This window comes from Pseudodesulfovibrio hydrargyri, assembly GCF_001874525.1.
Classification (GTDB): Bacteria; Desulfobacterota; Desulfovibrionia; order Desulfovibrionales; family Desulfovibrionaceae; genus Pseudodesulfovibrio; species Pseudodesulfovibrio hydrargyri.
On the sequence record NZ_LKAQ01000004.1, the window covers coordinates 775446 to 789385 of the forward strand.

Sequence of the window (13940 nt, forward strand, 5' to 3'; positions counted from 1 at the left end):
GGACATCCTTTTCGGTTAGCGATTTTCCAGGCGGCACGTCTGGCTGTAGTAGGCCGTGCCGAAGGCCATGTCCGTGTTCATGGGGCGGATGATCACATTGGCCCCGTGGCCGTATTTCATCCACCCGCCCCGGCGCATGAGCACGGCCCTGGGGTGCAGGCCGTCCAGGGTCTCGACCCTGACCTGCATGGCCCCGAGGCCGGTGGTCAGATATACGTCCGCGGACAGGTCAAGGACACTATACGCCGGATTGGCCTTGGAAATCCAGACCAAAGGCACGCCGCGCTGCTCGGACTCGGGAATCTGCGAATGCAGGAACTCGCCGCGCACCACGGTCAGCAATTGCAGGGGATAATCCGGGTCCCGTTCGGGCTCGGAATGCAGCGCCTCGGGAAAACGGTACAACCCGTCCAGATGGCCGAAGACCATGTTCTCGAAGGCCACAAAGGGATGGTTGACCTTGGCGAACCCATTCTCGCGCAATTCATCCAGGGACACGTTCGAATGCTTGAGCCCTTCGCGCAGGCAGGCTTCCTGGTCCGGCAGGCGGACGGGCTCGCGCAGCCGCGAGCCCAGGTCGGCCAGGACTTCGAAGTCCGATCGCGCCTGGTCGCGCGGGGCCACGGCCGGGGCGCAGAGGTTGACGTAGTTGTGCACGCACGAGCCGAGCACGTCGAGGCGCTCGAACATGAGCGCGGGCGGCAGGATGACGTCGGCCCGCATGGCCGTGTCGTTCATGAACCCGTCCACCACCACGGTGAACGGCGCGGCCAGCGCGTCGGCCACGGCCAGGCTGTCCGGCACCTGGTTGATCACGTTATGGCCGTCGATCCAGGCGAACCGAACCGGCGGATCGGCCCGGCGCAGTTCCGCGCCCAGGTCCTGCAAAAGGAGTCTGCGCCGCTCGCCCGGCTCAACGCCGCCTTCGATCAGGTGCGCCCAGGAGCCGAAGTTGCGGGCCGAGGAGATGTTGAAATAGGCACCGCCGCCGCGCACCCCGACATTGCCCGAGACCATGGCCACGGCGTTGATGAAGCGGACGTTCTCGCCGCCAAAGACGTGGCGCTGCAGGCCCCAGCCGATGACCGTGGCCACGTTGCCCCGGTCCGCGTACCACTCGTAGACCATCTCCGCGTCCGCGGGCGGGACCTCGCAGGCCGCGCACAGCTCGCGGAACTTCAGGCCGTCCACCAGGCCGCGCAGGGCGGGCCAGTTGGCGGTCCGGGTCAGGACCCACGGGTTGAGGTCGCCCGCCTCCAGAAAGAGCTTGAGCACGGCGGCCGCCAGAAAGCGGTCCGTGCCCGGCCGGATGACGACGTTGACGTCCGAGAACTCGGGCGTGCCGTCCCCGCCGGGCGAAATGGACAGGACCTCGGTGCCGTTCTTGCGGGCGCGCTTCAAAAGCGCCAGCTGGTGCACGGAGCTGCGGGTCAGGTCCCGGCCCCAGTTGACCACCCGGTCGCTGTTGAGGATGTCCTCGGGGTCGTTGTGGTGGAGCGCGCCGAAGTCGCGCAGGCAGGCCTCGATGCCCGTGTCGTCGCACACGCAGCCGTAGGTTGTGGACGAGCCCAGCCGCTCGAAGAAGTGGGTGCTGGCCATGCCCAGGATGCCCCTGTAGCCGTGGCCGTGGACGTGCAGGATGGACTCGGGCACGGCCCGGGCCGCGTCGAGCTTATCCGCGACCAGGCCGAGGGCCTCGTCCCAGCTTGCGGGCGCGAACCCGCCGCCGCGCCGGACGAGCGGTTCGGTGACTCGCTCGTCCGCGTCCAGCCGCTCGAAGTAGCGGCCGCCCTTCTTGCAGCAAAAGCCCTTGGTGAACGGGTGTTTCGGGTTGCCCCGGACGGTCCTCTTCTCATCGTCGACCAGCAGCGAACAGGCGTCGCCGCAGTCCATGGTGCATGCCGTGATGGTCTTCATGCCTTTTCTCCCTGGCCGGGAGAGTGGAGTATCGAGCGCCCAAGGTCAAATCAAAAGAACCGAGGGGAGAGCCATCGTGCCTGCGTGCGCCGCGTTCCGGACCACACTCTTTTTGACAATCATACGGGTTTGGTCTAACCAGATTCGGTTCCAGCTACCCTACTTTTATCTAAGGATATTGAACGCGACATGGCGAACGTACAAAAAATAAAAGGATTCGCGGATCTTTTCCCGGAGGAAGCCGCCAAGTACACCTTCATGGAAAAGTGCGCCCGCGAGGTCTTTTCGCGCTACGGCTTCGGCGAGCTGCGCACGCCCATCCTGGAGAAGACCGAGCTGTTCCAGAAGTCCATCGGCGAGGACACCGACGTGGTCGGCAAGGAGATGTTCACCTTCCCGGACCGCAAGGACCGGTCCCTGACCATGCGGCCCGAGGCCACGGCGGGCGTGGTCCGCGCGTTCATCGAGTCCAAGATCCATCAGCCGGGCAACGTCTCGAAATTTTTCACTTTCGGCCCCATGTTCCGGTACGAGCGCCCGCAGAAGGGCCGCCAGCGCCAGTTCCACCAGATCGACGCCGAGATCTTCGGGGCGGACGAGCCCCAGGCCGACGCCGAGCTGATCCTCATGCTCAAGGCGTTCCTCAACGCCATCGGGCTGACCAAGCTGACCATCGAGATCAACTCCCTGGGCTGCCACGAGTGCCGCCCGGCCTACAAGCAGGCCCTGGTGGACTACTACAAGTCCAAGGACAAGGCGAACTTCTGCGAGGACTGCCAGCGGCGCATGGAGACCAATCCGCTGCGCGTGCTCGACTGCAAGGTGCCCACCTGCAAGGCGCTGGTCGAGGACGCCCCGGTCATCACCGACCACCTCTGCCCGGACTGTCGGGCGCACTTCGCCGACGTCCGGGCCGTCCTGGACGGCGCGAACGTGGACTACGAGATCAACCCCCGCATGGTCCGGGGCCTGGACTACTACGTGCGCACCTGTTTCGAGGTGACCAGCAATGACATCGGCTCCCAGACCGCTGTGGCGGGCGGCGGCCGGTACGACGGCCTGGTCAAGAACCTCGGCGGCCCGGACTGCCCGGGCACCGGCTTCGCCTGCGGCATGGAGCGGCTCGCCCTGCTTTTGAACGACGTGCAGCCCCAGACCCCCGACTTCTATCTGGCCGTGGTCGACAAAGAGGCCGCGAACGAGGCCATGCTCTTTGCCCAGGCCCTGCGCGAAAAGGGGCTGACCGGCGAAGCCAGCTTCTCGGGCGGGTCCATGAAGTCGCGCATGCGGGCGGCCAACAAGTCCGGGGCCAAAACCTGCCTGATCATGGGTGGCAGCGAGTTGGCCGATAAGACCATCACGGTCAAGGACATGGCCGGCGACCGTGAACAGGAAACCTTGGACCGGAAGCTGTATCTGGCGAGTCTGTAGGAAGAGATTTGGATGCCGCCGCGCGGCGGGGTCGGATGACTTCGCCTCCGGCGGCCAAAGGCCGAGGGCCTTTGGAATCCCATGTGCGGCTCCGCCGCAGGGTTGTGTACCCAAGCCTTCATCGGGCGATCTCGCCCGCCGAAGGCGCGCTAAAAAGTTTTGGAAGATCCCTAAGAAACCTTTTTCAAAAGGTTTCTTAGGCCGCCGGAGGCAAGCCCCCCGCAGGGGGTGCCGGAGGCACTAAATACGAGATACCGGAGAGAGAATGTCCGAACAAGAGAGAGATTACGACGAGTACCGCGTCATCGAAGACCTGGCGGGCTGGCGGCGCACGCACCACAATAACGAGTTGACCGCCGCCAACATGGACGAGGAAGTCTGCCTCATGGGCTGGGTCCAGTTCCGCCGCGACCACGGCGGGCTGATCTTCCTGGACCTGCGCGACCGCGAAGGCATGACCCAGGTGGTCTTCAATCCCGAGGACAACGCCGAGGTGCACGAGCGCGCCCACGCCATCCGCCCCGAGTACGTGGTCGCCATCAAGGGCAAGGTCCGTCCGCGCCCCGAGGGCATGGCCAATCCGAACATGGTCACCGGCGAGGTGGAGATCGAGGTCACGGACTACAAGCTCCTGAACACCTCGGAGACCCCGCCGTTCCCCATCGAGGACCGCGTCGAGGTGGGCGAGAACCTGCGCCTCAAGTACCGCTTCCTGGATCTCAGGCGTCCCTCCCTGGCCCGCAATTTCGTCATCCGCAACAAGGCCGCGCAGTCGGTCCGCCGCTATCTGGACGGTCTGGGCTTCCTCGAGGTCGAGACCCCGGTGCTGACCAAGTCCACGCCCGAGGGCGCGCGCGACTTCCTGGTTCCCAGCCGGGTCAACCAGGGCGAATTCTACGCCCTGCCCCAGTCCCCGCAGCTGTTCAAGCAGATGCTCATGGTCTCGGGCATGGACCGCTATTTCCAGATCGTCAAATGCTTCCGCGACGAGGACCTGCGCGCCGACCGCCAGCCCGAGTTCACCCAGATCGACATCGAGATGTCGTTCGTGGACGAGGCGCTGATCCAGGACATGGCCGAGGGCATGGTCAAGCGGCTCTTCAAGGAGACCATCGGCGTGGACCTGCCCGCCGAGTTCCCGCGCATGACCTTCGCCGACGCCATGCGCGACTACGGCGTGGACAAGCCGGACCTGCGCTTCGAGCTCAAACACATCGACATCACCGACGTTTTCAAGAACTCCGGGTTCAAGGTCTTCGCCTCCTCCGAACTGGTCAAGGTCATGGTCGTGCCCGGCGGGGCCGAGCTGTCCCGCAAGGAGATCGACGAGTACACCAAGTTCGTCGAGATTTACGGCTCCAAGGGTCTGGCCTGGATCAAGGTCAAGGAGGACGGCGAGTGGCAGTCCCCCATCGTCAAATTCTTCTCCGAAGAGGAGATCGCCACCCTGCGCGAGCGCTCCGGCTGCCAACCCGGCGACATCCTGTTCTTCCAGGCCGGTCCGGCGGACATCGCCAACGCCGCGCTGGGCAACCTGCGCTGCGAGCTGGGCAAGCGCTTCGGCCTGATCAGGGAGGGCGAGTTCAAGCCCGTCTGGATCACCGACTTCCCGCTGCTCGAATGGGACCCGGACGAGAAGCGGTTCGTGGCCCGGCACCATCCCTTCACCTCGGCCCGGCCCGAGCAGATGCAGGTTCTCAAGGACGACCCGGCCCAGGCCATCGCCCGCGCCTACGACCTGGTCATGAACGGCTACGAGGTCGGCGGCGGCTCCATCCGCATCCACACCGAGGACCAGCAGAAGGCCATGTTCGCCGCCCTGGGCATCCAGGAGGATGAGGCGAGAGAGAAGTTCGGCTTCCTCATGGACGCCCTCAAGTTCGGCGCGCCGCCCCACGGCGGCATCGCGTTTGGCCTGGACCGGCTGATCATGATCCTGACCGGCTCCAAGTCCATCCGCGACGTCATCGCCTTCCCCAAGACCCAAAAAGCCACCTGCCTGATGACCGAGGCCCCGTCCGAGGTCCCGAGCAAGCAACTGCGCGAACTGGGCATCCGCCTGCGCGAGAAGAAAAAAGAAGATTAGGAACGAAGATGCGAGAGGGGAACCTTTTAAGAAAGGTTCCCCTCTCGCGCTCTCCTCTCCAAAACTTTTTAGCGCCGCTTCGCGGGATTTTCAGTTCGCGAAAAAGTATACCGATTACGGCTGGTTTCACATTGAAACTGGCCTTTTGAATTTCCGTAATTATTAAGTTAATAGACAAGACCGATTCCGCCGCAAACGGGACCAAACGCATCCCCTCCATACTCCCCGCGGCGCGATAAAAAGTTTAGGAAAAGGAGGGGATGGGGGTTCGGGGGAAGGGGAGGAAAACCCTTTCTCAAAGGGTTTTCCTCCCCTTCCCCGGCCGCCGGAGGCAACCACAATGCGATTAGAGATATGTACCTGGCCCGACGAGGTCCTTGAGGCCAAGGCCGAACCCATCAACGAGATCACGCCGGAGCTCGAGGAACTCATCGAGAACATGGTCGAGACCATGTACGAGTCCGACGGCGTGGGGTTGGCCGCGCCGCAGGTGAACAAGTCCATCCGGCTGATCTGCGTGGACCAGACCGGGCCCAAGGAGCGCGGCGACCTGCGGGTGCTGATCAACCCGGAGATCGTGGAGTGCGGCGGCGAGGTGGAGTCCGAGGAGGGCTGCCTGAGCTGCCCGGAGCTGAACCTCAAGGTCAAGCGCAAGGAGCGGGTCAAGGTCAAGGCGTTGAACCGCGTGGGCGAGGAGATTTGCGTGGAGACGGAAGGCTTCCTGTCCATCATCCTGCAGCATGAGATCGACCACCTGGACGGCGTGACCCTGGCCGACCGCGCGGGCCGCCTGAAACAAGCCATGTACCGAAAGAAGGCCTTGCGATGGAAGAAATAGCCAACGGCGTGAGCACGCCCGAATCCTGGGGCGCGGTGGACCTCAAGCCGCTGCGCGTGGTCTTCATGGGCACCCCGGACTTCGCGGCCGAGGCCCTTTCCATATTGCTCAAGTTCGACGCCGCCGACGTGGTCGGCGTGTACACCCAGCCGGACCGGCCCTGCGGGCGCGGGCGGCAGTGCAGGCCGTCCGCGGTCAAGCAGGTGGCCCTGGAGAACGGCATCCCGGTATACCAGCCGGTGAATTTCAAGGACCAGGCCGACATCGACCAGCTGGCCGCGCTCAAGCCGGATGTGCTGGTGGTGGCGGCCTACGGGCTGATCCTGCCCCAGGCCGTGCTCGACATCCCGGCCGTCCTGCCGCTGAACATCCACGCCTCGCTGCTGCCCCACTGGCGCGGCGCGGCCCCGATCCAGCGGTCCATCGAGAACGGCGACGTGGTCACCGGCATCTCGATCATGAAGATGGAGGCCGGGCTGGACACCGGCCCGGTCATGGTCCAGCGCGCCCTGCGCATCGGCCACAACGACCACGCGGGGACCATCCACGACGAGTTGGCCCGGCTTGGCGGCATCTGCATCTGCGAGGCCCTGGCCCGCTTGCAGACCGGGGCCTACGACCTCAAGCCCCAGGACGATTCGCTGGCCACCTATGCGAAGAAGCTGGAGAAGCATGAAGGCGAGATCGACTGGAACCAGCCCGCGGAAATGATCCACAACCGGATCCGGGCCATGTATCCCTGGCCCGGCGCGTTCTTCGACTGGACCAACCCCGAAGGCAAGGTCCTGCGCCTGCACGTGACCCCGGGCGAGGTGTCCGAGGAGTCGACCCCGCGGATCTCACCCGGCACGGTGCTGGGCGAGATGGACGACAAACTGGCCATCACCACGGCGGACAGGATATACCTGACCCCGGAGGTCAAACCCCAGGGCAAGAAGGGCATGGACGCCACGGCCTTCACCTGCGGGTACATGAAGGAATGCAAGTAGGAACCCCGCTGGAACAGCCCCGGTCCGTGCGCCGGGCGCGCAAGCGCCTGTTCGTAGGCCTGATCAGCATCGCCTGTTTTGTCATCTGCGTGCTGCTCGGCCTGCTCTGGCTGGTGCCGTACGTGGGGCTGGACAACATCCACCCTGCGGCCAAGTGGGTGTTCGGAGCGCTGGTGCTGGGCCTGGTCGGCCTGGTCTGCGTGGCCTACTGGGGGCTGTTCCTGAACATCGTCACCAAGAAGCCCCTGCTCGGCGCGCGCCGCTTCCGGGGGTTGACCATCAAGCTGTTCCTGCCGCTCATGGTCCTGCTCGGCCGGGCCTTCGGCATCCCCAAGGAGCACATCATGCTGTCGTTCATCTCGGTGAACAACGACATGGTCCTGGCCGAGGCCGGGCGATACGCGCCCGGGGACATCCTCCTGCTCATGCCGCACTGCCTCCAGAACTCCAAGTGCGACCGGCGGCTGACCTACGACATCAACAACTGCGTGCGCTGCGGCAAGTGCCCCCTGGCCGGGCTACTCGAACTGCACGACAAGTACGGCGTGAACCTGGCCATCGCCACGGGCGGGACCATCGCCCGGCGCATCGTGGTCCAGCTGCGGCCCCGGCTGATCATCGCCGTGGCCTGCTACCGCGACCTCTCCTCCGGCATCCAGGACACCTACCCCCTGCCCGTGTACGGCGTGCTCAACGAGCGCCCCCACGGCCCCTGCCTCGACACCACGGTCTCCCTGCCCACGGTCGAGAAGATGCTCGACCGCTTCATCGACCCCACCAAGGCCAAGGACGGCCGGACCGTTTCCACGGGCCAGGCCGCCCAGGCGTAATCGCTTTATTTGAATGGCCGCGAAAGACCGGCCATGTTCGCCGCACTGCGGCGGGTGTGAGCGCGGGGGAACGGCCGCGCATCCGCGTCGGGACTATTGGCTGTTTACTTTACTTATTGATTTCGCCTTTACGGCGACTTCCTTTTTTGCTGGCGCAGAAAAAAGGAAGCAAAAGCTGCGCTGTGGTGCCAGCGCCCGGAAGCGGACCCAAGAGCCCGTAGGCGGCTTTCGCTGGCCGGATCGAAGGCCTATCCGGCCTCGCTTCGCCGCTGGAAACGGGCTCTAAGGTCCACTTCCGATTGCTGCCCTGCGTATGAATGGATTGGATTTATGCGAATGGCCGGCAAAAAACACGGGAGTAACTCCAGAAATATCCCCATGGAGCGACTCGGGTGCGCAGCACCCGACAGCGGCTCAGTCCCCCGCGCTCGGAATAGGCTTTCGAGAGTGGGTCAGCTGTGCATTTTCTTCCGGGGGCTTTCACCGCAGCGTAGCCGTCTACGTGAGGATGGAAGCCCCCGGAAAAAATGTGCGGATGGCCCGCTATCGGAAGCCGACTACCGCTCAATAAACCTAATCATGCGTATCCCACATGCCGTTGTACACCCATCCGAAGTACTTGCGAGCTATGTGGGAGGCCACTTCGGGGGCGTCGTCCAAACCAAACTTGGGGACGTCGGCGTCGGCGCCGCGGTCCGTGACCATGGCGATGAGCTTTTTGGCGTGCTGGTTGTGCCGGTCGCACAGGGGATGGACGTTGGCGTCCTTGCGGTAGACCTCGATCTTGGGCTGGTCGGAGTTGAAGTACCCCTCGGCCAGGACCAGGTCCTTGTCCGCGAACAGGGTCTCGGCCAACTCCTCCAGGGAGCGCTCGCGGTCCACCGATTTGATCATGGCCACGCGCTCGGGCGAGGAAATCACCACGGTCTCGGCCCCGGCGCGCTTGAGCCGCCAGGAGTCCTTGCCCTCCACGTCCATTTCAAAGGAATGGGCGTCGTGCTTGACCGCGCCCACGGACAGGCCGAGCTTGCGCAGCTCGGGCAGGAGTTTCTCCATAAAGGTGGTTTTGCCGGACTTTTTCTTGCCGACGATGCAGAGTATATGCTGTGACATTTCAATCCTTTCAGGTTGCGATACAGGGACGCGGCCGGGAGTCCGCAACAGCCTCCCGGCGCGGCGCATCTACAGATTTTTATCATATATTAAGGGAGCAAACGGTGCAATTATTATAGGAGCCGAGGGTGCGCTCCTTTACAACCTGCGGGCCGGGTGCCAGTATGCCCCCATAGCCCCCAAACATTCCAAGGAAGCCCATGCACACACCCATTTCCCGCAAGGACGCGGTCCAGAAACTGCTCCGCCGCGCCCGTCCGGCCAAGGCGCGGCCCGTGGCCCCCATGGACGGCGTCGGTCTGGCCGCCGGGCTGGACGCGGCCGCCCTGTGCGACGTGCCCGAGCACGCCTGTTCGGTGCGCGACGGCTATGCGGTGCGAAGCGAAGACGTGGAGCGGGCCAGGCCCTCGGCCCCGGTGCGGCTGGAGGTCAGGGGATGCCTGCGGGCCGAGTCTGTGGACCCGGAAATCCTCGAGCCGGGCACGGCCGTGCGCGTGCTGACCGGCGGCCCGGTGCCCCCGGGCGCGGACGCGGTCTATGCCGAAGAGGACGTGCGGGAAGAGGACGGCCACATTCTGGCCGGGGAGCCCGTGCGGTCGGGCTGGTTCGTACGCGCGGCGGGCGGCGAGATCGCGGCGGGCACGGTCATCACCCCGGCGGGCGGCGAGATCACCCCCCAGGCGGCTGCGGTCATGACCCGCACGCGCGTGGACTCCATCCTGGTTCATCCCCGGCCCCGCGTCCGGCTCATGGCGCTGGGCAGCGAGCTGGCCAAGCCGGGCATCGATCCGGCGGAACTGCCCGCGTCCGGCACCGCGCGCTTCCCGGCGGACAACCTGGTCCTGCTCAAGGGGCTCTTCGAGGCGGCCGGGGCAAAGGTGGAACGGACCGGGGTCATCCCGGACGACCGCGAAAGGCTGATCTCGGTCCTGTCCGGCCCGGACCTGCCCGAGATCATCGCCACCACGGGCGGCACGGGCAACAGCGAACGGGACTTCGCCTTCGAGGCCGCCCTGGAGGCCGGGTTCGAGCCGCTTTTCAAGCACATCGACATCCGCCCCGGCCGGAACATGTTCGCGGCCGCGCACGGCAACACCCTGCTCTTCGGCCTGCCCGGACCGCCCGCGGCGGGCCACGCCTGCTTCCACGCGGTCATCCTCCCGGTGGTCCGCAGACTGCGCGGCCTGCCCGAACCGAAACCGCGCACCGCCCGGTTCACCCAGGCCATCAACGTCCGCCCCGGCTCCGAATGGCTGGTCCAGTGCCGCCTGGAAATCCAGGGCTCCACCCTGACCGCCACCCCCCTGGCCGGAAAAGCCGTGCCCCCCATGCACGGCCTGGCCCAGGCCCACGGTCTCGCCGTTCTCCAAAGCGGCCAAACCCTCACCCCCGGCGACGAAGCCGAGATACTGACGACGCTGTTTTAGAGCGCCTGCGGCGCCCGGGGAAGGGGAAGGAAAACCCTTTGAAAAGGGCTTTTCCTTCCCCTTCCCCGGCCCCCCATCCCCATCCTTTCCGAAACTTCTTGTCGCCGCTTCGCGGGGTGCGGGCGCGTTATTTCAAGTCGTAACCCGACACATTGACTTCAACGTCAATCCGGCAAGCATAGGCGCAGTAGAACACGCGCTCATACAACCCATCCTCTCCCCTTCAATATTGGAGCGAATCGGGTGCGGCAGCACCCGACAGCGGCTCTCCGCGCTCGCACTAGGCTTTCGAGAGTGGGTCAGCTGTGCATTTTTCGAGGGTTTGCCTGACCGCAGCGTACCCCATACGTGAGGATCAGGCGGACCCTCGGGAAATGTGCAGATGGCCCGCTATCGGAAGCCGCCCCCCCAAAAACTGTAACTGACCTTTCTAGAGGCCGTCACGAAGATGTAACACGGCAGGTCTATCACTACGGCACACGTCGACGAGGAATGGATTTGATCATAAATTTTTAAGGAAGGTACTTCTGATGAAAAAACTGCTCATTGCTTTCGTGACCCTGGCCGTCCTGAGCGTTTCCGCTCTCTCCTTTGCCGCGGAAATCCGCGTCAAGGGCTCCACCACCGTGGACCCGGCCATGAAGAAACTGGTGGCCGCCTACCAGACCGCCAACCCGGGTGTGAATTTCTCCATCTCCGCCACCGGCTCCGGTGACGGCGCCAAGGCGATCATCAACAAGACCGCCGACATCGGCATGATGTCCCGTCCCATGAAGGACGCCGAAATCAAAAAATGCCAGGCCAACGGCATCGAGCCCGTGCGCTCCATCATCGCCCTGGACTGCATCGTGCCCATCGTGCATCCCTCCAACCCGGTCAGCGCCGTTACCACCGCCCAGCTCAAGGACATCTACCAGGACAAGATCCGCAACTGGAAGGAGATCGGCGGCAACGACGGCATGATCGCCCTGTTCTCCCGTGAGACCAACTCCGGCACCTACGAGGTCTGGGAAGGCAAGGTCATGCAGAAGGAAGACGAGAACGACCTGGTCTCCCGCATGCCCTCCAACGCCGCCATGGCCGCCAAGATCGCCGGCAACAAGAACGGCATCGGCTACGTGGGCCTCGGCTTCCTGAACGACAAGATCAAGGGCCTGTCCGTCAACGGCGTGGTCCCCTCGGTCAAGACCGGTGCCGACGGCTCCTACCCGCTGGCCCGCAAGCTGAACCTGTACACCGGCGGCCAGCCCTCCGGCGAAGTGGCCAAGTTCATCACCTTCGTGATGTCCCCGGCCGGCCAGAAGATCATCGCCGAAGTCGGTTTCGTGCCCGTCAACTAGACCGAACGGCAACCAAAGACGAACGCGACGTCCCGTCGGGGTGGGTAACCGCCCCGACGGGATCACGCATCAAAGGCGGCAACACATGCTCGTTTCACGGTCCTCCAAGGAAAAGCTCATCCGGGCAGGCTTCCTGATCTGCGCCAGCGCGTCGATCCTCGCCCTCGGGCTGATCATGTACTTCCTGATCACCGAGGCTTTGCCCACGTTCACCGGCTTCGACGCCATGGGCGAAAAGATCAGCGGACTCAACTTCTTCGACTTCATCTTCGGCACCGACTGGAAGCCCATCTCCTCGCATCCGCGCTGGGGCATCCTGCCGCTGATCATGGGGTCCTTCTGGGTCACCCTGCTCTCCTCGCTCATCGCCATTCCGCTGGGGATCATGACCGCGGTGTACCTGGCCGAGATCGCGCCCCACAAGGTCCGCGAGATCGTCAAGCCCATGGTCGAACTGCTGGCCTCCCTGCCGTCGGTCGTCATCGGTTTCTTCGGCATGGTCGTGGTCGCCCCGATCCTGCTCGAGCTCTTCAATATCCGGTTCGGCGTGAACATGCTCAACGCCTCGATCATGCTCGCCTTCATGGCCGTACCGACCATAACCTCCATTGCCGAGGACGCCATCCACTCGGTGCCGGACGAGGTCCGTGAGGGTTCCCTGGCCCTGGGCGCGACCCGGTTCGAGACCATCTGGCGCGTGGTCCTGCCCGCGTCCCTGTCCGGGCTGTCCACGGCGGTCATCCTGGGCATGTCCCGGTCCATCGGCGAAACCATGGTCGTGCTCATGGTCGCGGGCGGCGCGGCGCGCATCCCGACCTCCATTTTCGACCCGGTCCGGCCCATGCCCGCCTCCATCGCGGCCGAAATGGGCGAGACCAGCTTCGGCCTGGAACGGCACTATTTCGCCCTGTTCGCCATCGCCATGGTCCTCTTCATCATCACTTTTCTCTTCAACCTTCTGGCCGACCACATCGCCCACAAATACAAGCAGGTCGGCTCGGCCAGCCTCTAGGAAAAGGACATGTCTGAAATGGCAAGCACCGAAATGACCGTGAACGGCTCGAACATTCCGGACACCCCGGGCATGCGCTTCAAGCGCAAGGCGACCCAGGAAATCTGGTTCACCCTGTTCCGCATCGCCGTGGCCATCAACGGCCTGGCCCTGTTCATCATCGTCGGCTATATGGTCTACTACGGCCTCCCGGCCATCAACTGGGACTTTTTGACCACCCAGCCCACCGAGGGCGGCCTGGCGGGCGGCATCTTCCCGTGCATCGTGGGCACCTTCTATCTCTGCCTGGGTTCCATGGCCCTGGCCCTGCCGCTGGGCGTGGCCGCGGCCATCTACCTGCACGAATACGCCACCCCGGGCCCGTTCATGCGCGTGGTCAGGCTGTGCATCAACAACCTGGCGGGCGTGCCGTCCGTGGTCTTCGGCCTGTTCGGCATGGCCTTTTTCGTGGCCGGGCGCGATCTCGGCGGCCTGGGCATGGGCGTGTCCATCGCCTCGGGCTGCATGACCCTGGCCGTGCTTATCCTGCCGGTCATCATCGGCACCTCGGAGGAGGCGCTTCGGAGCGTTCCGGACACCTACCGCGAGGCTTCTCTCGGCCTGGGAGCGACCAAGTGGCAGACGATCTTCAAGGTGGTCCTGCCTTCGGCCATGCCCGGCGTGCTGACCGGCTCGATCCTGTCCATCTCCCGCGCGGCGGGCGAGACCGCGGCGATCATGTTCACGGCCGCGGCCAGCTACAACCCGACCCTGCCGAAGTCCATCTTTGACGAGGTCATGGCCCTGCCGTACCAGATCTACTCCCTGTCCGTGTCCTCCACCGACCCCGAGGCCACCCTGCCGCTCCAGTACGGCACCTCGCTGGTGCTGGTGGCCCTGGTCCTGGGCATGAACCTGGTGGCCATCATGCTCCGCTCCCACCTGCGCAAGAAGCTGACCTAGCACACACGACAAACC

At 64.5% G+C, this 13940-nt stretch carries 11 protein-coding genes; 9 read left to right on the forward strand and 2 right to left on the reverse strand.

The window, feature by feature from the left end:
- Positions 1 to 15 precede the first annotated feature (15 nt).
- Positions 16 to 1917 carry a molybdopterin-dependent oxidoreductase gene (locus BerOc1_RS08005; protein ID WP_071545191.1) on the reverse strand — a complete coding sequence of 634 codons (1902 nt, stop codon included), beginning with the start codon at positions 1915 to 1917 and terminating at the stop codon, positions 16 to 18.
- Positions 1918 to 2106: 189 nt separating this feature from the next.
- Between BerOc1_RS08005 and hisS the strand changes: the two genes are divergently transcribed.
- The 5 genes from hisS (at position 2107) to BerOc1_RS08030 (ending at position 8091) form a co-directional block, all read left to right on the forward strand.
- A complete protein-coding gene (gene hisS, locus BerOc1_RS08010; protein ID WP_071545192.1) occupies positions 2107 to 3348 on the forward strand; it encodes a histidine--tRNA ligase in 1242 nt (413 codons plus the stop codon).
- Positions 3349 to 3613: 265 nt separating this feature from the next.
- The gene (gene aspS, locus BerOc1_RS08015; protein ID WP_071545193.1) at positions 3614 to 5434 is read left to right on the forward strand and encodes an aspartate--tRNA ligase; all 1821 of its coding nucleotides are present in this window, start codon (positions 3614 to 3616) and stop codon (positions 5432 to 5434) included.
- 340 nt (positions 5435 to 5774) lie between these two features.
- Positions 5775 to 6272 carry a peptide deformylase gene (def, locus tag BerOc1_RS08020; protein WP_071545194.1) on the forward strand — a complete coding sequence of 166 codons (498 nt, stop codon included), beginning with the start codon at positions 5775 to 5777 and terminating at the stop codon, positions 6270 to 6272.
- Positions 6260 to 7261 (forward strand): methionyl-tRNA formyltransferase, encoded by a 1002-nt coding sequence (fmt, locus tag BerOc1_RS08025; protein ID WP_071545195.1) that lies wholly within the window; start codon positions 6260 to 6262, stop codon positions 7259 to 7261. Before def ends, fmt begins: the two co-directional genes overlap by 13 nt.
- Complete coding sequence (locus BerOc1_RS08030; protein ID WP_071545196.1) at positions 7252 to 8091, forward strand: DUF116 domain-containing protein; 840 nt, start codon at positions 7252 to 7254, stop codon at positions 8089 to 8091. The genes fmt and BerOc1_RS08030 overlap by 10 nt, the downstream gene beginning before the upstream one ends.
- A gap of 573 nt (positions 8092 to 8664) precedes the next feature.
- Here the strand turns inward: BerOc1_RS08030 and mobB are convergent.
- Positions 8665 to 9204, reverse strand: coding sequence for a molybdopterin-guanine dinucleotide biosynthesis protein B (gene mobB, locus BerOc1_RS08035; RefSeq protein WP_071545197.1), 540 nt, complete (start codon positions 9202 to 9204; stop codon positions 8665 to 8667).
- A 200-nt stretch (positions 9205 to 9404) separates the two neighbouring features.
- On the opposite strand from mobB, the gene BerOc1_RS08040 reads away from it, so the two are divergent.
- The 4 genes from BerOc1_RS08040 (at position 9405) to pstA (ending at position 13925) form a co-directional block, all read left to right on the forward strand.
- Positions 9405 to 10631 (forward strand): molybdopterin molybdotransferase MoeA, encoded by a 1227-nt coding sequence (locus BerOc1_RS08040; RefSeq protein ID WP_071545198.1) that lies wholly within the window; start codon positions 9405 to 9407, stop codon positions 10629 to 10631.
- 530 nt (positions 10632 to 11161) lie between these two features.
- Entirely contained in the window at positions 11162 to 11971 is an 810-nt protein-coding gene (locus BerOc1_RS08045; protein ID WP_071545199.1) for a PstS family phosphate ABC transporter substrate-binding protein, read from the forward strand.
- An 85-nt stretch (positions 11972 to 12056) separates the two neighbouring features.
- On the forward strand, positions 12057 to 12983 hold the full coding sequence (gene pstC, locus BerOc1_RS08050) for a phosphate ABC transporter permease subunit PstC (RefSeq protein WP_071545200.1): 927 nt from the start codon (positions 12057 to 12059) through the stop codon (positions 12981 to 12983).
- 9 nt (positions 12984 to 12992) lie between these two features.
- Positions 12993 to 13925: a phosphate ABC transporter permease PstA gene (gene pstA / locus BerOc1_RS08055; protein WP_129586504.1), complete on the forward strand. Its 933-nt coding sequence runs from the start codon at positions 12993 to 12995 to the stop codon at positions 13923 to 13925.
- Positions 13926 to 13940 lie beyond the last annotated feature (15 nt).